This is a genomic window from Variovorax sp. DXTD-1 (genome assembly GCF_003984625.1).
Taxonomy (GTDB): domain Bacteria; phylum Pseudomonadota; class Gammaproteobacteria; order Burkholderiales; family Burkholderiaceae_C; genus Variovorax.
The window spans coordinates 132071-155568 of sequence record NZ_RWKH01000006.1 but is presented as its reverse complement, the minus strand read 5'-3'; the positions used below and the strand labels follow the sequence as shown (position 1 = coordinate 155568).

The following is a 23498-nucleotide window of genomic DNA, read 5'->3' as shown; positions in this document are numbered from 1 at the left end:
CATGCGGTGCCGTCAATGAAAATCGCGGCTGGTATTGCTCTGCGCCAGCCGGCCCATGAGCGGCGTCAGGTCCTTGAAGCCGGTGGCAATCAGGTGCTGCACCTTGCCGCCGGTCTCGTCGTCGCGCTGCCAGGTGCCCTGCACCGCCAGCAGGTGCGACTTGAGCAGCGGCTCGCGCCAGGATTCGATGACATGGCTCCAGACGATGACGTTGACGTTGCCGGTCTCGTCTTCGAGCGTGACGAAGATGGTGCCGTTGGCCGTGCCCGGGCGCTGCCGCCCCTTGACGATGCCGCAGGCGCGCGCGGTCTGGCCGCTGGGCAGGCTGCGCAGCTCTTCGGCGCTCATGAGCTTCATGCGCGCAAGGCGCGGGCGCAGCAGCGCGATCGGATGTCGCCGCAGCGTGAGGCCGAGCGCCGCGTAGTCCCCCACGATTTCCTCGCCCTCGGGGGCCGCGGGCAATTGCAGGACCTGCTCGTTGATCGGCACGCCCTTGAGCAAGGCCGGCGAACGTCTCTGCGCGGTGGCGTCCCACACCTGCTGGCGCCGATGCCCCGAAAGCGACATCAGCGCATCGGCGGCGGCCAGCGCAGCCATGTCCTTGCCGTCGAGCTCGGCGCGCAGGGCGAGGTCTTCGGTGCTGGTGAAAGGCGCTTGCGCACGCGCTGCGAGCAGGCGCTCGGCGCCCTCCTTGCTGAGGCTCGAAACCCGGTTCAGCCCGAGCCGCACGGCGGGCTGGTTCTGGTTGCCGAGGCGGTCGGCATAGCGCGCATCGGTGCCCGGCGGCATGCGCGGCGCGTCGGGGGCGCGGGCTTCGAGCGTGGTGTCGATGTCGCTGCACGTGACATCGACCGGCCGCACCTCCACGCCATGCCGACGCGCGTCTTGCACGAGCTGCGAGGGGCTGTAGAAGCCCATGGGTTGCGAGTCAAGCAGGGCCGCCAGAAAGCAGGCGGGCTCGTAGTTCTTGAGCCAGCTGCTCACGGTGACCAGCAGCGCAAAGCTCGCGGCGTGGCTTTCGGGAAAGCCGTAGTCGCCAAAGCCGAGGATCTGCTTGAAGATGGCTTCGGCGAACTCGGCCTTGTAGCCGTTGTCGGTCATGCCCTTTACGAGCTTGTCGTGGAACTTCTCGAGGCCGCCCTTGCGCTTCCACGCCGCCATCGCGCGCCTCAATTGATCGGCCTCGTCGGCGGTGAACTTGGCCGCGATCATCGCGATCTGCATCACCTGCTCCTGGAAAATCGGAATGCCCAGCGTGCGTTCCAGCGCGGGCTTCAGTTCTTCCTTCTCGTAATGGATTGGCAAGCGCTTGGCCACCCGCTCGCGCTGCTTGAGATAGGGATGCACCATGCCGCCCTGAATGGGCCCGGGCCGCACGATCGCAACCTCGATCACCAGGTCTTCATAGGTGCGCGGCTTCAGGCGCGGCAACATCGACATCTGCGCCCTGCTCTCGATCTGGAACACGCCGATGGTGTCGGCGTCGCAGATCATGTCGAACACTTTCTGGTCGTCGTTGGGGATGTGGTGCATCTCCATCATCGAGCCCCGCCAGCGGTTCATGTGGTCGAGCCCGCGGCGTATGGCGCTGAGCATGCCGAGCGCGAGCACGTCGACCTTGAGCATGCCCATGGCTTCGAGGTCGTCCTTCTCCCACTGGATGACGGAGCGGTCTTTCATCGATGCCTTTTCGACCGGCACCAGGCGCGTGAGCTTGGTGTGCGTGAGCACAAAGCCGCCCACGTGCTGGCTCAGGTGGCGCGGAAAGCCCTTGAGACGCTGCGTCATCTCGATCCATTGCACCAGCTTGAGCTCGTCTTCCTGCACGCCGACGCGCGCGGCCGCCTTGAACAATTGTTCGCCCAGCACGGTGTCGTCGAACCAGTAGTGGTCTTTTGCAAATTCGTCGATCAGGCGTTCGTCGATGCCCATGGCCTTGCCCACGTCGCGCAAGGCGCTGCGTGCGCGGTAGCAGATGACGACAGCCGCAATGGCTGCGCGCTCGCGGCCGTATTTCTCGTAGATGTACTGGATGACCTCTTCGCGCCGCTGATGCTCGAAGTCGACGTCGATGTCGGGCGGCTCGTTGCGGTGCCGGCTCAGGAAGCGCTCGAACAGCAGGTGGCCTTTTTCGGGATTGACCGCGGTAATGCCCAGGCAGTAGCAGACGACCGAATTGGCCGAGGAACCGCGCCCCTGGCAAAGGATGTGCTGCGAGCGCGCAAAGCGCACGATGTCTTCCACCGTGAGAAAGAACATCTCGTACTTCAGCTCGACGATCAGCGCGAGTTCCTTTTCGACCTGCTCGCGCACCTTGTCGGGAATGCCCTCGGGAAAGCGGACCGCCGCGCCCTCCCAGGTCTTGCGCACCAGTGTCTGCACGGGCGTCTCGTGGTTGCCCACGGTTTCGAGCGGGTACTTGTAGGTCTCGCGGATCACATTGGGATCGAACCGGCACCGCTCGGCCACCACCAGCGTGTTCGACAGCATCTCGGGCAGATACAGCTCGGCCAGCCGCACCCGCTGCCGCAGATGCCGCTCGGCATTCGACTGCAGTGCAAAGCCGCACTCGGCCACGGCCCGGCCTTCGCGCACGGCCGTGAGCACGTCGTGCAGCGGCTTGGCCGAGCGCGCATGCATGTGCACGTCGCCGGCCGCCACCAGCGGCACGCCCGTGTGCTCGCCCGCCTGCATCAGCGTGACGAACCACAGGTCGTCGTCGAGCTCGTTGAGCATTTCCACCGCCAGCCACAGGCTCTCTCCATAGAGCGCCTTGGCGGCCAGCAGGTCTTCATGCAGCGAGGCGACGTCCATGGCACCGCCCGGTGCCCTGTGCGGCACAAAAAGAACCTGGCAATGCTGCAGCGAAGCCACGTCGCTCTCGTCCCAGCGCACGCGGTACTCGCCCTTGGGCAGCTCGGTGTTGCGCGCGGCGGTGATGAACTCGCACAGGTTGCCCCAGCCTTCGGTGTCGTTGGCGATGACCACGAGCCTGAAGCGCTCGAAGCGGAACTCGCTGCCGAACAGCAGCCGGAACCCGGGGTTGCGCGGGAGCGGCGGCTCTTCGGGATGGTCGCGCTCGTGCTCCTCCAATTTGGCCGGCAGATCGCGCAGGCAAATGAGCGCGCGCACGATGCCGGCCACCGAGCATTCGTCGGTAATGGCAAGGGCCGTGTAGCCGAGCTGGTAGGCACGCTCGACCATCTCTTCGGGCGTGGAGGCGCCGCGCTGAAAGCTGAAGTTGGTCAGGCAATGCAGCTCGGCATAGTCGGGCAGCGTGGGCGGCGGCTTCTTGCGCAAGGGCAACGGCAGCGCATGCACCTTGGCGGAGTTGCGTCCGCGCAGCTGCTTTTCGCTCAGGTCAGGCATAGAACCCCTGCAGGTACCAGCGCACTTCGCCCTGGGAAAAGCGCGCGGAGAGCCGCTCGCGAAAGATCCACACCAGTCCGGCTTCGGGGCTTTCGGCCACGTAGTAGTCGCGCATTGCCGGCTGCCCGCCGTCTTCCTTGCCGCCCCACCAGCCGGCTTCGACGCGCTGCGGACCGATCAGCTTGCTGAGGGGGCCGCGGTAGCACGGGCGCTCGCCCTCCATCTTGAGCAGCAGCGGCTCGGGCAAGAGCCACGGCGGGTAGAGCGCATCGGGCTGCGAAGCCGCGGCCTTCGCCTTTGCGGTTTCCTTTGCTTCCTTGCGGGTCTTGTCTTGTGGCGCATTGTCTTTCTGCAACGCTGGCCGCCACGCCTGCTTGCGCTCGGGCCGGTGGTCGGCCTGCGCCACGGGCACCACCACCTGCTGCGGCCCGAGGCGCACGCTGAGCCGCTCGACCATTTCGTGCAGCTTGTCGCCCTTGCGGTTGTCTTCGGGCAGGAAGCTGGTGCTGGCGCCGGCCCACGGATCGGTTTCGAGCGTGCGCAGGCGCAGCCAGCTTGCGGGCGCCGCAAGCGTGGTGAGGGCGAGCTTTTCGGAGAGCAGGCGGCGCAGGTGCGCCATGTCCTGCGTGGGCTCGGCCGTGCGCACGATGACCTGCTGGTGCGGCGGCAGGTTCACGCCGTTGAAGCGCTTGAGGTCGAGCGTCCATTGCAGCTCGAGCGCACGCGCGCCGCGCTGGCGGGCACGCAGCCAGAACTGCAGCGCCGTGAGCAGCCGGTTGGCCGACCACATCAGTTCGGGCGCGGTTTCGGCCAACGCGGGCAGCTCGAGCTTCTGCTCAAACACGTCGGGCAGCGTGAGCCAGTGGTGGCTTTCGGGACGCAGGCCCCATGCCACGTCGAGCGCCTCGCGCAGCGCCGCGCCAAAGCGCCGCGTGAGGCCGCCGCGCGGCAAGGCCGCCACGTCGCCCCACGTGCGGCAGCCCAGGCGCGCCAGCAGGTCGAGGTGCTCGCGCGCGGCGCTCAGCGTGTCCAACGGCAGGCCGGCGGGAATGTCCTTGGGCCGGCTCTCTTCGCGCTCGAACAGGCGCAGCCGGGCCAGTGCGATGAGGCTGGTGGCGCCCTGCGCGCCGCGCATCACGGCGTCGGGCGCGGGGTTCTCGTGGGCCAGCTGGCGCATCAGCGACGAGCGCCCGCCCCACAGGCGCTCGCAAGCCGAAACCTCGAGCATCAGCGCCTCGTCTTGCCAGGCGACGTGCGGCGTGTATTGCAGCGCCCACCAGCCCAGCGCCTCGGGCGTGGGCAGGGGCTGCGCTTCGTCAGGCGAACTGGATTCAAGCGACCACCGCAATGCGATCCAGTGCATTGGGGCCTCCCTTCCATGCGTCGATGCGCACCACCGTGGCCGACGTTGCCGTTGCCGTTGCCGTTGCCGCTTCGCCGGCCGGCACCGTGCCCTGCTGCTGCAGCCGCAGCTTGCGGCGCAACCGGGCGGCCGCCAGCAATGCGGCCATGCGCTCGTTGCGCGCGGGCAGCATCACCGGCGCGGCCAAGGGCGGCCCGCGGCGCTTGAGAATGCGCAGTTCGATCTGCGAGCTGTCGGCCTCGCAGCTTTCCACCTGAAGGCGCAGCCGTGCCGGCGAAGCACCCTGCACGGCCGATTCGGGCCGGCACACGAAGAGCAGCACGTCATGCTGGGCGGCGGCCAGTTGCAACCGGCGCAGTTCACCCACCCGGGCCTGCGGCAGCCAGGCGAGCACGGCGGACACGTCCGCGCAGCGCAGCGCCTGCTCGCAGGCCCACAGCCGCGAGGCCGGCGCGTCGCTTCGGACCCACATCAGCGCTTCCACCGGCAAGCCTTGCGCCGCGAGCGACGGCCCGCAGGGTTCGTAGGGCGCGCCGATCAGCACCACCGGCCCGCCGCGCGCCTCTACAGCCTGCGCCAAGGCGGGCAGCAGCAGCCGCCAGACATGGGCCTCGGGCGCGGTTTGCAGCAACTCCGTCATGGCGCCTACAGGCCAGCCGCCACCGGGCAACTCGGCGTCGAGCGCGGCGTGGCCGGTGGCGACGACCTGCGCGTCGGCCAGGCCGAGCTCGTCGGCATGCCAGACGCCACGGCCCGCGGTGGCGGAAAAGGAGTTGAGGAAAGGGAGGCCCATGATGCAATCGTTAACTGTATTTTTATACAGTATTCCATGAGCCGCAACCAGCACGGGACAAATAGCGATTTACCCAAAGCGCCATGCCTCTTAAGATGGTCGAACAAACAATTTGTGACCATGCAATACAAAAAGATTCATTTGCTGGCTTCGGCCTTGGCTGCCCTCCTCCTTGCGGTACAGCCTGCGGTGCAGGCGCAAACCAAGCCGCTGCTGATCGGCCAGACCTATGTTCAGACGGGCCCGCTGGCAACGCTGTCGACCGAGCCGTTGGTCGGCATTCGCGCCTTGTTCACCGCGGTGAATGCGAACGGCGGCGTCAACGGCCGGCCCATCGAGCTGCGCCAGCTCGACGATGCGTACGACCCCGCCAAGGGCGCCGAGAACGTGAAGACTTTCGTGAAGGACGGCGCCGTGGGCATCCTGATGCCGATCGGCACGTCGTCGGCGGTCGGTGCCCTGAAGGCTGCCAACGAGCTCAAGATTCCGGTCGTGGGCTCGTACACAGGTGCGGCGCCGGTGGTCAAACCGTCCGAATACGGCTTTCCGGTGCGCATCAGCTTCGACGAGGAATACAGCCGCATCGTGAACCACCTGTTCACCATCGGCCTTTCGCGCATTGCCTTCGCGCACAACGACAACCCGGGCGCGCGCTCGGCGATGGAGAGCACGCAAAAATTCATTGCCGAGCGCGGCGAAAAAATGGTCGGCAGCGTGCCGATCAAGAACGACGGCTCGGACGCAGCCGAACGCGCGGCGGAACTGGTCAAGCTCAAGCCCAAGGCCGTGGTGCTGTCGGCCACGAACGACGTGGCGGCCAAGTTCATCACTGCCTACCGCGCGGCGGGCGGCGAAACGGCTTTCTATTCGTTCTCTTTCCTGAACGGCCAGAAGCTGTTTCAGGACATCAAGAAGGACGCGGCCGGCGTGGTCATTTCGCAGGTCGTGCCATACCCGTGGAACACGGCAATGCCGATGATTGCCGAGTACCAGGCAGCCATGAAGAAGATCGGCGCGACGGAGTTCAGCTACGCCAGCCTCGAGGGCTATGTGGCAGCCAAGGTGATGGTCGAGGGCCTGAAGCGGGCGGGCGCGAACCCGACGGCCGATTCACTGCACAAGGGCCTCGAGTCTTTCAAGACTTTGGACATCGGCGGGATTGCCGTGTCTTACCGGCCGGGGGAGCACCGTGGGCTGACCTTCTCTGAGCTTTCGATGCTGAAGGCTGATGGGCGCTATCTGCGCTGAGGGCTTTCTCCGGACGTGAATTCATTCGAGGCGCTGTTGTTCAGGGCGAGTGCAAAGGCCACCGGGTACTCCCCTCCGCGAATGTCCCCCGCCTTCGGCTCCTCCTTTATTTCGCTGCGGGGAGTACCCGATGCCCTGTGCACTTGGGCACGCTGCTGGTGTTCCGCTGATCAACGACCGCTCCTTACATCGCACCCGCTGGCGGGGTGCCTTGCGCAGCGAAATAAAGGAGGAGGCCGCAGGCCGGGGGACATTCGCGGAGAAAGGTACCCCGTCGGCGGGTGCGCCGCCCTGAAGCAACGCTCCCTGTACAACGCCCCCCAAAGATAGCCCCAGCAAGCGCCGAGAAAAAAAGCCCTGGCGCAAAATTTGATTCGTGACGCCACTCACGAACACCCCACACCTCCCCATCACGCGCGCCCGGCTGCTCAGGCTCGGCGCCGCACTCTGCGCCGGCGCCGCGCTCCCCTCCTTCGCACAGCAACAAGGCAGGCCTGCGATGACCATGAACACCCGCCCCATTCCTTCCACGCAGGAGGTCCTGCCGGTTGTCGGCTGCGGCACCTGGATCGGTTTCGACCAGCGCCCCGGTACCGAGGAATACAAGCGCCTGCCGGGTGTGCTCGACGCCCTCTTTGCCGCGGGTGGCAAGGTGATCGACAGTTCGCCGATGTACGGGCGCTCCGAAGAAACCACCGGCGAACTGCTGGCCTCATCGAAGCAGCGCGAGAACAAGGCTTTTCTTGCGACGAAGGTCTGGACATCGGGCCGCGATGCCGGCATTGCGCAGATGGAGCAGTCTTTCGCGCGGCTGCGCACCCAGCGCATGGACCTGATGCAAGTGCACAACCTGGTGGATTGGAAAACCCATCTCGCCACGCTGCGCGGCTGGAAAGAGAAAGGCCGCGTGCGCTACATCGGCATCACGCACTACACCGCTTCGGCCTACGACGAGGTCGAGGCTGTGCTGCGCGCCGAGAAGCTCGACTTCCTGCAGATCAACTATTCGATCGATGCGCGCGAGGCCGAGCAGCGACTGCTGCCGCTCGCGGCCGAACGCGGCGTGGCGGTAATCGTCAACATGCCGTTCGGCGGCGGCGGCCTCCTGCGCCGGCTGCGGGACAAGCCACTGCCCGCGTGGGCACCCGAGATCGGCTGCGCGAGCTGGGCGCAGGTGCTGCTGAAGTTCGTGCTGAGCCACCCCGCCGTGACCTGCACCATTCCCGGCACCAGCCGCGCCGAGCACATGGCCGACAACGCCGCGGCCGGCGCGGGCTCGTTTCCGGATGCGGCGTTCTGGCGCAGCAACGCGCGCTCGGTCGGCCTCTGAACCGCAGCCGCGGCTATTCGAACTTGACGTTGTGCTGCCGCACGGTGGCGCCGAAGGCGTCGTATTGCGCGCGGAAGAACTCGGTGAACTTTGCGGGGCTCATGCCGTAGCCCTCGAAGCCCTGCTGCACCAGTTGTGCATGCACGTCCGGCCGCTTCAGCGTGTTCTGCAGTTCCTGCGACAGCTTGGCGGTAATGGCCGGCGGCAGCCCCGGCGGGCCGAAGAAGCCGGCCCAGGGCGTGATGGTGAGCTTGCCCAATCCCAGTTCGCTGCCTGTGGGCACGTCGGGCAGCAAGGCGCTGCGCTGCGGCAGCAGCGTGACCAGCGCGCGAATGCGCCCCTCTTTCACGAAGCCCGGGGCCAGCGTGCCGGTGGTGAACATCATGTGGATCTGGCCGCCCAGCAGGTCGGTCATGGCTTGCATGTCGCCCTTGTAGCGCGCGTTCACCACCTTGCGTTCGCCCAGCAGCTGCAGCATGGCGAGTTCCGAAGCGCTGTTGCTCGATGCCGAGTTGTAGGCGCCGGGTTTGGCCGCGACCAAGGCCAGCAACTCGTTCACGCTCTTCGCCGGCAGGCTGGCCGGCACCACCAGGAACATCGAGAACTGGCCGGCCGAGCTGATCGGCGTGAAGGCCTTGAACGGGTCGTAAGGCGGCGTCGGCCGCAGCGTGGGCGCAGCCACCATCGCGGTGTTGGTGCCCATCAGCAGCGTGTAGCCGTCGGGCTTGGCCGATGACGTGGCCTGCGCCGCCAGAACGCCGTCGGCGCCGGGCCGGTTTTCCACGATCACCTGCTGGCCGAGCTGCTTCGACAGCCCCTCCGCGATGATGCGCGTGAGCGCGTCGGCGCCGCCTCCGGGTGCAAAGCCGACGATCAGGCGCAGCGGCTTGTCCGGATAGGTCTCCGCACTCCAGGCTGCCGCGCCGGGCAGCATGGCCAGCGTGCTGCCGGCAAGGGCCGCCAGGGTCAGGTTTCTGCGTCGCATTTTTTGCTCCTTTTTCAGAAGAGATGCCGCACGCCGAGCTCCCAGCCCGACGAGCGGCGGCCGCCGGCCGGCGCCACACCGCCGCTGACAACATAGCGCGCCTGGCCGCTGTTCATCAACCGCGCGTAGGTGCCGTAGAGCGCGGTGCGCTTCGAGAGGTTGTGCACATACCCGATGCCGAACTGGCGCGCATCGTCGCGATTGCGCGGCATGCCGTTGGCGTTGCGCAGGCTCTCGTCGCTGCGATCGTCCAGGTAGGCGTAGCTCACGCGGATGCGGCCGACCTCGAAGGCCGGAATGTGCGCGCCGATCTCGGCGGTGTTCTTGCGCACCGTGCCGGCGGCGAGCTTCACCGTTACCTTGTTGTAGAGCGCGAAGAACTTCGCAAACCCCGCGTCCCACGAGCCGCCGATGTTGGCGTGCGTGTAGTTGCCGATGGTGGCGGTGGCGTCGAAATGCGTGCGCGTAACGGCGGCGGCAATGTCGAATGCGCCCGAGGCGAAACCGAATCGCGCGCCGGCAAAGTTGCCGTCGTCGCGATTCGGTGCGGTGGAGTTGTTCTCCCCCGTGCCGATCATCGCCATGCCGTAGAAGCCGCCGAGTTTGGACGGCAGCCAATAGCTCACCGTGTTGCTGCCCGTGATGCCGGTGGGCAACGGCCCGGTGCCCGCGCCCGCGAACGTGAGGTTGCCCGCGCGCGCCACGCCGTTGGCGTTGAAGGGATCGAAGTAGATGCTGTTGTAGTGCGTGGGAATGAAGTCGCGGCCCAGGCGCAATTCACCGACCTTGTCGTGCGACAGGCTCACGAAGGACATGCGGTCGAAGGTGATCGGCCCCGCCACGCCCGCGCCGCTCGCCTGGTTGTTGCTGTTGCTCGCGCGGCCGGTGCCGGTGTCGGGGTTCAGGCTTCCTTCGAGCCAGAAGCCCGCGCGCAAGCCGCCGCCCAGGTCTTCGGTGCCGCGGAATCCGAGCCGGCTGGTCGAAAGCCCGCCGTTGGACAGCGCTTTTACCGAACCGCCGCCATCGCCGTTGGTGTACTGGATGCCGAGGTCCATCACGCCGAACACGGTGACGCTGGATTGCGCATGTGCCGCGCCGCTGCTCGCAAGCCCTAACGCCAGCGCCGGCCCCATCAAAATTTTCTTCATGGTTTTCTTGTCTCCTGCTTCTTCTCTTGGTTGAAAAACTGGGAACGCGCGCAGGGCTGCGCCACCGGGTGCGCACGGGGACGCGCACCGGTCGGCGAAGGCCGGGGTGAAAAGGTCTTGCTAGCCCGAAGGCTCGGGTCGTTCGGTACGCACGAGCACGGCGCCTTTGGACAGCGGGCTCACGTTGCGCCGGTACTGCTGCAGCCAGCCGGTATCGAAGGCGGGGGGCGGCGCCTGCCAATCGGCGCGGCGCGCCTGCAGTTCCGCATCGGTCAATGCAATGTCGAGGCGGCGCGCGTCCAGGTCGATGGTGATCACGTCGCCATCGCGCACCAGCCCCAGCGGCCCGCCGAGCGCGGCTTCGGGCGACACTTCCGCCACCACGAGCCCCTTGCAGACCAGGCCCGAAAGGTGCCCGTCGGTCAGGATCGCGACCTGGTCGCCGAGGCCCGCGCCGTCGATGGCGAACACCACGCGCGAGGCGCCGCCGCCCATCGCCGGTCCGCCGCAGGCACCGGCGCCGCGCATCACGACCACCTGGCCCGGCACGATCTCGCCTTTTTTCATTGCGGCAATGGCGGCATCCGAGGTCCAGAAGCACACCGCCGGACCGGTGAAGCTGCGCACCTCGCGTGGCGCGATGCCGGTCTTGATGAGGCCCGATTCGGGCGCGAGATTGCCGCGCAGCAGCACGATGGCGGGCAGCGGCGCCACCGGCCGATCCATCGGGCGGATCACCTCCGGGTCGGCGACTTCGACGCTCTGCAGGTTGTCGGCCACGGTGCCGCCCGTGACGGTGGGCGCACTCGTGTCGAGCAACGGTGCAAGCTGCTTCATCAGTGCACGGCAACCGCCCGCCGCCTCGAAGGCCTCGATGCTGTGTTCGCCGATCGGCCGCACGCCGGCCAGCACCGGCGTCGTCGGGCCCAGGCTTTCGAACAGGCCATACACATCGACGCCGCATTCCCCTTCGGTCGACACCGCCTGAAGGTGCTTGGCCGTGTTGAGCGAGCCGCCGATGGCCAGCACCGCGCGCACCGCGTTGGCAAAGGCGCCTGGCGTGAGGATGTCGCGCGGCTTCAGGTCGTCCCACACCATTTGCACGATGCGCGTGCCGGCCGCGCGCACGTCGGCCATCATCTTCGGGCTCAGCGCGGCCACGGGTGCGCTGCCCGGCAAGGCCAGGCCAAGGGCTTCGCAGACGATGTGCATCGAGTTGGCGGTGCCCAGGCCCGAGCACACACCCGGCCCGCGGATCGCTTCGCGGCTCATGCCCACGAGTTCTTCGACCGGCAGGTGGCCGGTGACGGCATGCATCGCACCGATGAACACTTCCTCGATGTCCATGTGCCGGCCCTGGTACTCGCCGCTGGGCTGGTAGCCGCAGGGCACGAGCAGGGTCGGAATGTTGAGCCGGGCGGCTGCCATGAGCTGGCCCGGCACGGTCTTGTCGCACGAGGTGAGGCACACCATGCCGTCGAGCTGCGCGCCCTCCACGGCCACTTCGATGTCGTTGGTGACGAGGTCTCGCGCACCGAGCATGTAGGCGCCGCGTGCGCCCGCGCCGGTGATGAAGTCGCTGGGCGCCGCGGTGCGGATCTCGAACGGCACGCCGCCCGCGGCGCGGATCGCGGTCTTGATTTCTGCTGCTACCTTATCGAGGTGGCTGAAGCACGCGGCCAGTTCCGACGAACTGTTGACGATGGCGATCTTCGGCTTCTCGCAGTCTTCTTCGGGGATGCCGAGCGCGCGCCAGTGCGCATTGCGCACCGACCAGAGGTACGAGCCGCGCGGAAAGTTGCTGCGCAGGGGGCGGGTGGTCATGGGCGGTCTCCGGGTTTGTTCTTCTTGGTGATCTCGATCACGCCGCGGTCGGCGTCCACGCGCACCCAGTCGCCGGTCTCGATGCACCCGAGCGGGTCGCGCTCGAAATCGGTCATCGAGGGCGAGTGCGTGACCACCGCGCCGAGCGCCATCTTGGTCGTCATCTCATTGAACAGGAAGGCCGCGGGCGCCGAGTTCATGAGCCGCGTCATGTGGAACATGGCCGACCAGCCCGACGAGCCCTTTGCGCCCGGAAACACCAGCACCTTGCCCGCAAAGCTCTGGCCACGCAGTTCGTGCCGCGTCTCGATGACGGTGCCGGTGCGCGGATCGATGCCGCCCCAGCCCGAGATGCGGTCGCGCGTGACGAGTGCCTCGCCTTCGGCCACGCCGCCGACCACCTTGCGGCCGCGGATGACCAGGGTGGATGTGTTGTCGCGTGCATTCATGGTTTTGCTCCTTCCCCCGACGGGGCTGAGGGCTGCGGCTCCAGTTCCGCCTGCGCGGAACTGGACAGCCCGAAGAGCGGCAGCCTCTGGCTGCCTGCACCGAGGTTGGGATGGGGGCAGGCAGAGCGCGCGATGGATGCGCCGCATGCCCCCACCCCTGCCCTCCCCCAGAGGGGGAGGGAGAAAATCCGGGGCCTCATTGCATGCCTCCATTCCACCGCCCAGTACACGCCGCATCGATGCACTCCGCCGTGCTGCCGAACCACGCCTGCACGCCAAGAATGGCGGGCAGGTAGTGCGCCTGCTTGGCCGAATCGAGCGCTACGGTCTTCGTGCCCTTGGGCACGGCGCGGCTCATGGCGGAGCAGCTGTCGGTCATGAGGATGCCGCCCGCGTCCTCGATGATCCTGGTGTAGCCGTTGCGGTCGGCCAGCGACTTGATGGCGCGCGGCGTGAAGATCCACAGCTCGCAATCCGGGTGCACCTTGCGCCCTTCGATGAGCTGCGCGGCCTCCCAGATCTGTTCGATGGTGTAGTGCGGGCAGCCGAGCATCACGTACTGCACCTCGGCTTCCTTGCCCGTCGCGTTGATCTTCTCGTAGGTAGCGCGGCGCTCGGCCTCGCCATAACGCAGCACCTCCACCGGCGCACGGCCGCCGAGCGCCTGCTCCAGCGTGAGCGCCTCGGGTGTGATGCCGGCGATGTGATACATCTCCACGCCGCCCGACGACGATGCCGCCGCGCCGAAGTGCTTGAGCCGCGGCAGGTTAGGCACACGGGCGATGCCGCGCTTGCTGTGCACCACCGGCACGCGCTCCTGCACGTGCTCGCCGATGTAGTAGCCGAGCAGGCCCCAGTCCTGCACCGATTCGACCTCGACGTCGAGCTCGACCACATGCGTGGCGCGGCGGTTCTCGTCGAGGTGGTAGCCCCAGTAGGGAATGCGCCCGGTGAGCATGGCCGCGCCGGTGCTCTCGCGCCCTTCGGTATTGGTGCGCGCGCCGAGCACCGAATTGCAATACACCACGGCCGACGATTCCATCCATGCGCAGTGCTCGCCGCGCGTGGGAATGTTGCCGACCTGGTAGGGCGTGCAGGTGTTCATGATCTGCGCACCGAGCCCCGCCGCATGGCGCTCGCTCTTGTTGTAGAACTGCACGATCTCTTCGCTCACGCCCATGCGCTCGGGCTGGCCGGGGTCGAAGCCCAGTTGCAGGTGGCTGGTGAAGACCTTGAATTTCGGAATCTCGACGGTCTCCTGGCTGTCGAGGCTGAATTCGGAGAACACCGCATCCATGCCGCCGCCCTTGGCCAGCGCAAAGTCGCGCTGGAACGGCGTGGTCGAGGTAATGGTGGCGCAGACGTTGCGCGTTTCCACCAGCCGCTCGGCGCCCAACGCTTCGCCGTAGCGCATCAAGAGGTCCATCGCCTTCTGCACGGCCGGTCCGTCTCGGCCGTCCATCATGGCTTTTTCTTCATCGCTCAGGTGCATGACCTGTGTCTCCGTTCTTATGTTTGCAGTCGTGGGGTCGGCCCGCGCCGGGCCGCTAACCCGGTGAAGGCGTAGGCGTGGGTACATGCCCGCCGATGTCGCGCGCAATGGTCAGCGCAATGTCATGCAGGCGCGGTGCCAGTTCGTTGCGCAGGCGCTCTTCGGAAAACACGAAGGCCGCGCCGCCGCCGTTGAGCGACATCACTTCACCGTCGGGCCCGATGAAGGGCACGGACACCGAATTGATCTCGCGGTGAAACTCGCCGAGCGAGAGGCAGTAACCCAGCCGCCTCGCTTCGCCGATGGCGCGGGTCATGCCGGGTGCGATGCCGTCCCATTCGGGGCCACGCAACAGGCGCATCGAATCGATGAGTTGGTTGCGCTGCGCCTCCGGCAGCGCCGAAAGGTACGCACGGCCCAGGGCCGAATTGGCCAGCGGCGCGCGCGAGCCCACGTCGAGCCGGGCCGACAGCATCGACGAGCGCGGCCGGCAGGCCTCGATCAGCACCATCTCCATGCCGTCGCGTATGGCCAGGTAGACCGAGGCGCCCACCTCCTCCGCCATGGCCTGCATGCTGGGCCGCGCCGCGGCGCGCACGTCGAGGCTGCCCAGGAACACGCGCGACAGCGACACCACGCCCGGGCCGAGCATGAAGCGGTCGGCCACCTGCGCGGCCTTGAGCATGCCCATGGAGAGCAGCGTGGCGACGAGCCGGTTGACCGTGGGCCGCGGAATACCGGTCATGCGCGCGATGTCTGCATGGCCCAGCACGGGGCGCTCTTCGCTGAAGCAGCGCAGCACCGAGATGCCGCGCTCCAGCGCGCTCACGGTGTCGGAGCGGTCGCCGCGCGCATCGGCGGCTTCGGAGGCGGAAAAAGAGGTGTCGTTTTTGTCAGTGGACATGGAAGAACCCTTTGCAAGACTCTGCAATGTAGAGGCTGGCGAAAGAGCGTCGGTCGGACTCATGGCGAAACGTTCAGGCGCCGGCTTCGGCAACGGCCGGTGCATGCGCGCCCTGCACGGCACCGCCCCGCAGGTACACGCCCTGCGCGAGCAGCGCCGACTGCAGCGTGCCCACGTCGACAAAGCGCGGCTCGATACCGCCCTGCGAGGCCAGCGCCGCCGCCACACCCGCGGCCTGTCCGGTGATCCAGCATTGCGGAATCTCGCGCATGAAGCCGTGCGAGTTGCGGTCGCATGAAATGTGGCGCCCGCAGGCCAGCAGGCCGTCGAGCTGCTGCGGCACCAGCGCGCCGTAGGGAATGGAGATGTTCGGAAACTTCGGCGACACCGCGGGCGTTACGCCCACTTCGTCGGCCAGCGCCACGCCGTCGGGCCACTGGCTGCGCAGCACCGCACCCACACCGGTGAGGCGCCGCGCATGGCGCACGCCGATCTGCGGTGCGCTGAGCATGAGGTACGCATCTTCAAAGCCAGGCGCATGCGCCTTGAAGTAGTCCAGGTGCGCGGCCATGGCCCGGTGCGAGCGCACCTCGACGGCCGTGAGGTCGTCCACGTCCAGCGCCGAGTAGCCCGACTGGCGCGGCCCCATGAACAGCGCCACGTCGTTGCGCCACGAGACGAAGGGCCGCTCGAACAGGCCGCACACTTCGCGCCCGCGCGCCATGAAGGCGCTGAACGCCTCGGGCTGGCCAGCCTTGAATTCGATCCAGCGGTTCATGTCCACGCCGCCGAAGAGCCATGAGGTATTCATGCAGTGGTGCACGTCGGCTTCCTCGATGTCGTTCACGTAGGCCGCACCGGCACGCGCGAACAGGTCGCCGTCGCCGGTGGCGTCGACCACCACGTCGGCCATGATGGCCATTCGGCCTTCCTTGCTCTCGAAGACCACGCCCTTCACGGTGCCGTCCTGCACGATGGGAATGGCAGCCCAGGAGTGATAGATGAGCTTGACCTTGCGCTCCAGCACGATCTCTTGCGACAGGAGCTTGAGCCGCTCGGGGTCGATGGTGGGCGACCAGGTGACGACGCCGTGGTAAGCGGCCGTGCGCTGCGACCAGTGCGCGGCCTTGGCCGCGTCTTGCGAGCCCCAGTCTTCGCGCGCGGGGCCGGCAATGGCATCGGCCGGCAGGCGGTCGAACAATTCTTCGGCAAAGCCGCGGATCACCAGCTTGCCCTCCCAGTCGGTCATGCGGTCGATCCAGATCACGAGGCCGCCGGTGGAAAGCCCGCCCAGGTGGTTGTAGCGCTCGAGCAGCGCCACGTCGGCACCGGCACGGGCGGCAGCCGCGGCGGCCGCGGTGCCCGAAGGCCCGCCGCCCACCACCAGCACGCCGCAGCGGTGATAGACCGGAATGTTCTTGCCGGGCTCGGCCCAGGTGCCGTGGTCAGGACGCTTGACGCGGCTGTCACGGTCGAAGATGTCGGAGCTGAGGATGCGCTCGTCGGTGCGGACGATAGTTTTCATGGATAGGTGTCTTGGATAGGCTGTTTCGTCGTATTTTGATTTCTATGTTCATTTTGTCAAACACAAAAGCTTGAAAACAGCTCCACTTCGGGGTATTCCCTAGGTAATGTGGATTTTTATGGATTTCTAAATCAATATAAGAAGAACATTCATAAACGGAGACATCGATGAAGAAACCTCGCGGCACCCGCCGTGCGTTCGGCGCTGCACTCGGCGCGGCGGCCTTGCTGGGCTTGGCGCCGTTGGCCCTGGCGCAAGACTTTCCGGTGCGCGGCGGCAAGCCGATACGCATCGTGGTGGGCTTTACCGCCGGCGGCGGCACCGACGCGCAGGCGCGCATCGTGGCGCAGAAGCTCGGCGAAGTGCTGGGTACCGGCGTGATCGTCGACAACAAGCCCGGTGCCAGCACCATGCTCGCCGCAAGCGAGGTGGCGCGTGCGCTGCCCGACGGCTACACGCTGCTCTACGCGCCTTCTTCGACCATGGCGCAGAACCCCCACACCTTCTCGCAGGTGCCCTACGACCCGTTCAAAGACTTCACCGCCATTTCGATGGGCGGCCGCGGCCCGCTGGTGCTGTCGGTGAGCACCACCGTGCCCGCCAGCAACGTGAAGGAGCTCATCGCCTACGTGAAGGCCAACCCCGGCAAGGTGAGCTACGCCTCCTTCGGCGCGGGCACCTCGTCGCACATCTATGGCGAGGCCTTCGTCAAGAAGGCCGGCATCGACGCGGTGCACATTCCCTACAAGGGTGGCTCGGACGCGGCCAAGGACCTGATCGGCGGCCGCGTGCAGTACATGTTCGATTCGGCCTCGTCGGCCCTCATCACCGCGGGCACCGGCAAGGTGAAGATCCTGGCGATTGCCGCCAACGCGCGCATTGCCGCCCTGCCCGACGTGCCCACCTTCGCCGAGCAAGGCGTGACGGGGCTCGACCTGCCGAGCTGGCTCGGCTTCTACGGCCCCGCGCACATGCCGGCGCCGGTGGTCGCCAAGCTCAACACGGCGCTCACGCAGGTGCTGGCAATGCCGCAGGTGCGCGAGTTCTACCGCTCGGGCGGCTACGAGGCCGGCGCCTCCACGCCGGAGGAATTTGCAAGCGTTACGCGGTCGAGCTACGAGCGCTGGGGCGCGATGGTGCAGCAGGTGGGGCTGGCAAGGCAATGAACCGCTCGCCCTTCTTCATCCGTCGCCGCATGGCCGCGTGCCTTGGCCTCGGCATCGCACTTGGCGCAACCGCAGTGCCGCACAGCGTGCTCGCGGCCGAGCCCGCGGCCTTCCCTGAAAAGGGCCGCAGCATCCGCATCGTGCTCGGCCTGGCAGCGGGCGGCGCCTCCGATGCGCAGGCACGCTTTGTCGCCAACAAACTCGGCGAGGTGCTGCAAACGCCGGTCATCGTCGAGAACCGGCCGGGTGCGAGCTTCATCCTTGCCACCGAGGAAGTGATTCGCGCCGCACCCGACGGCTACACGATGATGTACGCGCCTTCTTCCGTGGTCGCGCAGAACCCGCAGACGCTGGCGCAAGTGCGCTACGACCCGTTCAAGGACCTCACGCCCATCTCGCTCGGCGCACGCGGGCCGCTGGTGCTGACCGTGCATGCGAGCGTGCCGGCGCGCACGGTGCAGGAGTTGGTGGCCTACATCAAGGCCAACCCGGGCAAGATGAGCTATGCGTCCTTCGGCACCGGCACCTCGTCGCACATCTACGGCGAGGCCTTCGCGCAGAAGGCGGGGCTGGACGTGGTGCACGTGCCCTACAAAGGCGGTGCCGATGCCGCGAAGGACTTTCTTGCAGGCCGCGTGCAGTACTACTTCGATGCCGCGCCCAACGCCATCCAGAACACCGCCACGGGCAAGGTTCGCATGCTGGCGGTGGCCGCGCCGAAGCGCAGCGCAATGCTGCCCGACGTGCCCACGATGACGGAACAAGGCGTTGCCGGCGTCGACATGCCGAGCTGGCTCGGCTTCTACGGGCCCGCGCGCATGCCGGCGCCTATCGTCGCCAGGCTCAACGGCGCGCTTGCGCAGGTACTGGCGATGCCCGCCACGCGCGACTTCTTCCGCCAGGGCGCCTACGAAGCCGAGTCATCGAGCCCCGCCCAATTGGCCGAGCTCACGCGAGCCACTTACGACCAGTGGGGCGACATGATCCGCAAGCTGGGGCTGGTGAAGCAATAGCAAAAGCTCCAGCTTAGAAAGATATTAAAAACTCTGGGGCATCATCCGCACTGCTTTTCACGCGCCATACCCACGCCCCTCCAATGCACCTGCTCCTGGTCGAAGACGATGCCATGCTGGGAGAGGCGGTGTGCGACGGCGCGCGCCAGGGCGGTTGGACCATTGACCATGTCTGCGATGCGCCCACGGCCCGGCTCGCGCTGATCGACCATGCCTATGCCGCCGTGCTGCTCGACATCGGGCTGCCCGGCGAGTCGGGGCTCTCGGTGCTGCGCGCGATGCGCGGCCGCTACGACCCCACGCCCGTGCTGATGCTGACTGCGCGCGGCCAGCTCAGCGAGCGCATCCACGGGCTCGACGCGGGCGCCGACGACTACATCGTCAAGCCCTTCCAGTTCGACGAGCTCTGGGCGCGCGTGCGCTCGGTGATCCGGCGCAGCCAGGGCCGCGTGATCCCGGTGTTCTCGCACGGCGACATCGAGGTCGACCGCAGCCGCCGCGTGGTGTCGAAGGCCGGTGTCGAGGTGACGCTGAGCGCGCACGAATACCGCACGCTGCTGGCATTGCTCGAGCGGCCCGGCCACGTGGTCACGCGCGACCATCTGCAGGACGCCGTCTACGGCAACGCGAGCGCGGTCGAGAGCAACACCATCGCTGTGTTTATCCACCAGCTGCGCCGCAAGCTCGGCGACGACCTGATCCGGACCGTGCACGGGCACGGCTACGTGGTGGGCCAGCCGCGTCCATGAGGCTGAACTCGCTGCAGGCGCGGATGATCATGGTGATCGCCGCGACCATCGCGCTGTGCTGGGCGGTGGCGCTCGCGGTGCTGTTCGTCTATCTCACGCACAACAGGAACAGCATCTGGGACGACAAGCTCCAGACCATCGCCACGCGCATCCTGCTGACCATCCCCGGCGAAGACAAGCTCAAGGGGCTGCGGCCGCGCGCCAACGGCCTTCAGCTGCGCGACGAGGCACTGCCCGAGAGCGAGGCGCTCGCGTTCCAGATCTGGCTCGACGGCAACCGCCTGCTCGTGCGCTCGCCCGGCGCGCCCGACACCCCGCTGCGGCCCGGCTTCGCCGGGGGCGCGGCCACCAGCGTGATCGGGGGCGCGCGATGGCGCGTCTACTCCGTCTCGGACAAGACCGGCCGCGTGCATGTGCAGGTGGGCAATCTGCACAGCGTGGTGGACGCCGAGCTGCGCGCGGACGCGATGACCGCGCTGGTCATCAATACGCTGTTGCTGCTGCTCGTGGGCGCGCTGATGTGGTTTGTGGTGCGCCGTTCGCTCAAGCCGGTGCTGGCGCTGGGCGAGCAGATGCGCCAGCGGCGCAGCTTCGACCTCACGCCCCTGTCTCCGGCGCCGCTGCCGCGCGAACTGCATCCGCTGGTCGCGTCGTTCAACCATGCGCTGCGGCAGCTCGACGAGGCGGTCGAGGGCGAGCGCCGCTTCATCGGCGACGCGGCGCACGAGCTGCGCACGCCGCTCTCAGCGCTGCAGGCGCAGGCCCAGATCGCGCTGCGCGCGCCTACCGCGGCCGAGAAGGACATCGCCCTGGCCAAGCTGCTCGCCGTGGCCGAGCGCAGCACGCGCCTGTCGGAGCAGCTGCTCGACCTGGCGCGCCTCAATGCGGGCGCCAACGCGCCGCAGCATGCGCCGGCCGACCTCGGCGCGCTCGTGATGCACGTGGCGAACGAGTTCGACGTGCATGCGCTCCAGCACGCGCGCACCATCCTGCTCGACGCGCAGCCGTGCACCATCCGCTGCGACATCGACGAGATCGGCATCCTGCTGCGCAACCTGGTGGACAACGCATTGCGCTACACGCCCAAGGGCGGGCGCGTGCGCGTGAGCTGCGGTGAGGAACCGGGCACGGCGCCGCCGCAGGAACGGCGCGTGTACCTCGAGGTGACCGACGACGGGCCCGGCGTGCCCGCGTCGGAGCGCGCGGCCATTTTCAAGCGCTTTCACCGCGTGGCCGGCGCGCCGTCGCGCGGCAGCGGCATCGGGTTGTCGCTGGTGGCGGGCATCGCCGAGGTGCACCGCGCAACCATCGAGACCGGCGCCGGGCTCGACGGCCGCGGCCTCGGCATTCGCGTGATGTTTCCGGCGTTGGGCTCCGCCGAGGCTCCTGCGCTTCAGAACCTGTAGAGGTAGCCAACGCGCACGCCGGTCTGGCTCGACCGGCCGACCAGCGGGCTGTTCTTGATGCCGCTGCCGAGGCTGGTGCCGCTGACGTCCAGGAAGATCGTCTGCTTGGGCGCGACGGCGTAGTCCACGCGCAGGCCCAGCTCAATGTTCGCGGCGGATTTGCCGTCGTACTGGGCGCGGTCCGCGCGCGATTCCGCTGCGCGTACGCCGTAGTAGTAGTCCACATACTTGCGATCGGCCCACTGCACCGCGACCCGCGGCGTGAAGCTGAAGGCACCCGAAGTGAAGCGACGATCGACCTGCAGCTTGACCCGTGTGCCCTTGCTGTGCCCGGAAGCGTCGGCCAGCAGCTCGGCCGACAAATTGGCGAGCTCGTTGTGCCAGATTGCCGCACCGCCGAGCCAGATGCTGGCCTTGCGCTCGTCCATGCCGGTCAGGTAGGGAGAGTCTTCGGCCTCGTAGCCGTCGGACGTGTAGCGCGCACGCAGCCGGAAGGACACCGGACCGGCGGAAGGAAGCTTCAGGTCAAGGCTCGGACCCGCAACGCTGACCCACCGGTTCTCGTAGGTGACCATGGGAATGACGACCCCTTTGTCGTCGAATTCTCGGTAGGGCTTGCGGTCCGTTCCCGCTGCAATGCCAAGGCCCCACTGGGAGCCCCCGGCCCGGAATTTCTCTTCGTCGGACTGTGCCCATGCGGGTGCCAGGCAAGTGGCGGAGACGACGCCAACGGCAATTGCCGTGAAGGCCGGGCGGCCATGAAAACGGGAGCCTCGGGCGGCAAGGCGGGTTTGCTTCTTCATCAGGATCCTCAGGTGAAAAGTCGAAGGTTCGAAGCGGCACAGCCGCCTCGCCGCCGGATGCTGACCCTGAGGCTTTAATAACTCTTTAGGCTTTTTAAGATTCGATGAATGCGCACGAAGCAGGTGCGAGGCTGCGGGCGCTCAGCCCAGAAAGCGCAGCAGCAGCCGGTTGAACTCGTCAGCGCGCTCGTATTGCGTCCAATGCCCTGCCCCGTCGATCACCACGCCTTCGCGCTGCGGCTGCCCGGCGGTGAGCTGCGCCACCAGCGGCCGCGGATCGGCGGTGACGTCGTACTCGCCCCACAGCAGCAGTTGCGGCCCACCGATGGTGTCGAGCGCGGCCTGCAGCCCGCCGGCCTGCGACACCTCCTTGCTGCGAAAGCGCGTGCCGTGGCAGGAAATGTCGTGAATCTCGAAAGCCAGCGCGTCGATGGCGGCCTTGTCGTGCAGCATGAGCGCGGCCAGGTTGTGCAGCAGCGCGGCGCGTTCTTCGTCGCGGTTGGGTGCCGCGCGCCAGTTGATCATTTGCGCCGCCATGCGCCGCAGGGTGCCGTGGCCTCCGCTGCCCACCAGCGCCAGGCGCCGGATGGCACCGCGCCGCACGGCAAAGCGCGCGGCGGTGAGTCCGCCGAAGGAGAAGCCGCCCAAGTCGATCGGTGTGCCGGCGCCGATCAGCTGGTCGAGCGATCCGCCCAGCGCATCGAGCAAGGGGCCGAGCGGGTCTTCGCCGGGCGCTGCCCGAGGCGGCGCATCCGAATCGTTGAAGCCCGGCATGTCGGGCAGCCACAGCGTGCGGCCGGCCGAAAGCGCTTCGACATTGCGCAGCCAGTGCATCCAGCTGCCATGGCCGCCGTGCAGCAGAACCAGCGGCGCATGAGGGCTTTCTTCAGCGCCGAAGCGGCGCCAGCAGACGCGGATGCCGCCGTGCACCACGTCGTGGCGCGTGCCGGTGGCGGCGATGCGTTCGATGAGCAGGCGGGCTTCGCCGCTCGAGCCTGGAGTGGATTTCGAATCGGGGATGGAAGGCATCGCCCGATTCTGCCAACGGGCGGTTCTTCTAGCTGGCGGCCGCGCCAAAGCGGTAGCTCGACACCACCAGCCCGCCCATGAAGTCGTCTTCGTGATAGATGCGTTCGCCCGCTTCCTGCTCGGCCGCGCCGACCGCCACCATGAGCGGAATCAGGTGTTCCTCGCGCGGATGCGCCATGCGGGCCGATGGGGCCGAGGCCCAATCCTGCAGCTGCCGCACGCGTTCTTGGGGCGATGCCTGCACAGCGGTGTCGTCGAGCCAGTCGCCGAACGCCTTCGAAACGCCGTGCGCCTGCGGGCCGAAGTTGCGCAGGTTGTGATAGCTGAGGCCGCTGCCGACGATGAGCACGTTTTCACCCCGCAACGGCGCAAGCGCGCGGCCGAGCGCCAGGTGCTCCGCCGGGTCGAGCCCGCGCTTGAGCGACAGCTGCACCACGGGCACGCTGGCGTCCGGGTACATGGCCGCCATGGGCGAGAACATGCCGTGATCGAAGCCGCGCTCGGGGTCGATGGCCGCTGGCTGCCCGGCCGCGGTCAGGAGCGACTGCACGCGCTGCGCGAGCTGGGGCGAGCCGGGCGCGTCGTAGCGCACTTCATAGGTGTGGGCCGGAAAGCCGCCGTAGTCGTAGATCATCGGCGGGCGCGGATTGCCCTGCACGGTGAAGACCGGCGCCTCCCAGTGGGCCGACACCATGAGGATGGCGCCGGGCGTGCGGCCGATCTGGCGCGGCATGTCGGCCAGCGAGGCGGCCAGCTGGTCGTAGACGCCGCCCATCTCTTTCTTCATCCAGGGCCAGGGGCCGCCGCCATGCGAGATGAAGTACGTAGGCAGGCGGGAGGTGTTGTCGTCGTGGGTCAAGCCGATGCTCCGTGAAGGCGTTGCGTCGACTGTAGCTCCAGAC

General features: G+C 67.5%; 19 protein-coding genes. 6 read left to right on the top strand and 13 right to left on the bottom strand.

The window, feature by feature from the left end:
- Nucleotides 1-12 precede the first annotated feature (12 nt).
- The 3 genes from EJI00_RS07725 to imuA are packed head-to-tail and all read right to left on the bottom strand — an operon-like array spanning nt 13 to nt 5525.
- Nucleotides 13-3369 (bottom strand): error-prone DNA polymerase, encoded by a 3357-nt coding sequence (locus tag EJI00_RS07725; protein WP_126746883.1) that lies wholly within the window; start codon nt 3367-3369, stop codon nt 13-15.
- On the bottom strand, nt 3362-4732 hold the full coding sequence (locus EJI00_RS07720; RefSeq protein ID WP_126746882.1) for a Y-family DNA polymerase: 1371 nt from the start codon (nt 4730-4732) through the stop codon (nt 3362-3364). Before EJI00_RS07720 ends, EJI00_RS07725 begins: the two co-directional genes overlap by 8 nt.
- The gene (gene imuA, locus EJI00_RS07715) at nt 4701-5525 is read right to left on the bottom strand and encodes a translesion DNA synthesis-associated protein ImuA (protein ID WP_126746881.1); all 825 of its coding nucleotides are present in this window, start codon (nt 5523-5525) and stop codon (nt 4701-4703) included. The genes EJI00_RS07720 and imuA overlap by 32 nt, the downstream gene beginning before the upstream one ends.
- A gap of 120 nt (nt 5526-5645) precedes the next feature.
- On the opposite strand from imuA, the gene EJI00_RS07710 reads away from it, so the two are divergent.
- On the top strand, nt 5646-6773 hold the full coding sequence (locus EJI00_RS07710) for an ABC transporter substrate-binding protein (RefSeq protein WP_126746880.1): 1128 nt from the start codon (nt 5646-5648) through the stop codon (nt 6771-6773).
- Nucleotides 6774-7182: 409 nt separating this feature from the next.
- Nucleotides 7183-8103, top strand: coding sequence for an aldo/keto reductase (locus EJI00_RS07705; protein WP_409514010.1), 921 nt, complete (start codon nt 7183-7185; stop codon nt 8101-8103).
- Between the two features lie 13 nt (nt 8104-8116).
- Here the strand turns inward: EJI00_RS07705 and EJI00_RS07700 are convergent, their stop codons facing one another.
- The 7 genes from EJI00_RS07700 to EJI00_RS07670 all read right to left on the bottom strand — a co-directional run bounded on the left by EJI00_RS07700 (nt 8117) and on the right by EJI00_RS07670 (nt 16430).
- Nucleotides 8117-9088 carry a Bug family tripartite tricarboxylate transporter substrate binding protein gene (locus tag EJI00_RS07700; RefSeq protein WP_126746878.1) on the bottom strand — a complete coding sequence of 324 codons (972 nt, stop codon included), beginning with the start codon at nt 9086-9088 and terminating at the stop codon, nt 8117-8119.
- Nucleotides 9089-9102: 14 nt separating this feature from the next.
- Nucleotides 9103-10236 (bottom strand): porin, encoded by a 1134-nt coding sequence (locus EJI00_RS07695; RefSeq protein WP_126746877.1) that lies wholly within the window; start codon nt 10234-10236, stop codon nt 9103-9105.
- A 120-nt stretch (nt 10237-10356) separates the two neighbouring features.
- The gene (locus tag EJI00_RS07690; RefSeq protein ID WP_126746876.1) at nt 10357-12060 is read right to left on the bottom strand and encodes a dihydroxy-acid dehydratase; all 1704 of its coding nucleotides are present in this window, start codon (nt 12058-12060) and stop codon (nt 10357-10359) included.
- Nucleotides 12057-12509, bottom strand: coding sequence for an aconitase X swivel domain-containing protein (locus tag EJI00_RS07685; RefSeq protein WP_126746875.1), 453 nt, complete (start codon nt 12507-12509; stop codon nt 12057-12059). The genes EJI00_RS07690 and EJI00_RS07685 overlap by 4 nt, the downstream gene beginning before the upstream one ends.
- A 196-nt stretch (nt 12510-12705) precedes the next feature.
- On the bottom strand, nt 12706-14001 hold the full coding sequence (locus EJI00_RS07680; protein ID WP_126746874.1) for an aconitase X: 1296 nt from the start codon (nt 13999-14001) through the stop codon (nt 12706-12708).
- 55 nt (nt 14002-14056) lie between these two features.
- Nucleotides 14057-14905 carry an IclR family transcriptional regulator gene (locus EJI00_RS07675; RefSeq protein ID WP_126746873.1) on the bottom strand — a complete coding sequence of 283 codons (849 nt, stop codon included), beginning with the start codon at nt 14903-14905 and terminating at the stop codon, nt 14057-14059.
- A 73-nt stretch (nt 14906-14978) separates the two neighbouring features.
- Entirely contained in the window at nt 14979-16430 is a 1452-nt protein-coding gene (locus EJI00_RS07670) for an FAD-dependent oxidoreductase (RefSeq protein ID WP_126746872.1), read from the bottom strand.
- Between the two features lie 167 nt (nt 16431-16597).
- Between EJI00_RS07670 and EJI00_RS07665 the strand changes: the two genes are divergently transcribed.
- The 4 genes from EJI00_RS07665 (at nt 16598) to EJI00_RS07650 (ending at nt 20764) form a co-directional block, all read left to right on the top strand.
- Nucleotides 16598-17596 (top strand): Bug family tripartite tricarboxylate transporter substrate binding protein, encoded by a 999-nt coding sequence (locus EJI00_RS07665; protein WP_126746871.1) that lies wholly within the window; start codon nt 16598-16600, stop codon nt 17594-17596.
- Entirely contained in the window at nt 17593-18609 is a 1017-nt protein-coding gene (locus tag EJI00_RS07660) for a Bug family tripartite tricarboxylate transporter substrate binding protein (protein ID WP_126746870.1), read from the top strand. The genes EJI00_RS07665 and EJI00_RS07660 overlap by 4 nt, the downstream gene beginning before the upstream one ends.
- 83 nt (nt 18610-18692) lie before the next feature.
- On the top strand, nt 18693-19358 hold the full coding sequence (locus EJI00_RS07655) for a response regulator transcription factor (RefSeq protein ID WP_126746869.1): 666 nt from the start codon (nt 18693-18695) through the stop codon (nt 19356-19358).
- A complete protein-coding gene (locus tag EJI00_RS07650) occupies nt 19355-20764 on the top strand; it encodes an ATP-binding protein (RefSeq protein ID WP_126746868.1) in 1410 nt (469 codons plus the stop codon). Before EJI00_RS07655 ends, EJI00_RS07650 begins: the two co-directional genes overlap by 4 nt.
- Here the strand turns inward: EJI00_RS07650 and EJI00_RS07645 are convergent.
- From EJI00_RS07645 to EJI00_RS07635, 3 genes are all read right to left on the bottom strand, one after another.
- Nucleotides 20752-21567: a MipA/OmpV family protein gene (locus EJI00_RS07645; protein ID WP_126746867.1), complete on the bottom strand. Its 816-nt coding sequence runs from the start codon at nt 21565-21567 to the stop codon at nt 20752-20754. The genes EJI00_RS07650 and EJI00_RS07645 overlap by 13 nt on opposite strands.
- A 141-nt stretch (nt 21568-21708) precedes the next feature.
- Nucleotides 21709-22596 carry an alpha/beta fold hydrolase gene (locus EJI00_RS07640; RefSeq protein ID WP_126746866.1) on the bottom strand — a complete coding sequence of 296 codons (888 nt, stop codon included), beginning with the start codon at nt 22594-22596 and terminating at the stop codon, nt 21709-21711.
- Nucleotides 22597-22624: 28 nt separating this feature from the next.
- On the bottom strand, nt 22625-23455 hold the full coding sequence (locus tag EJI00_RS07635; protein WP_126746865.1) for a DODA-type extradiol aromatic ring-opening family dioxygenase: 831 nt from the start codon (nt 23453-23455) through the stop codon (nt 22625-22627).
- Nucleotides 23456-23498: the final 43 nt, after the last annotated feature.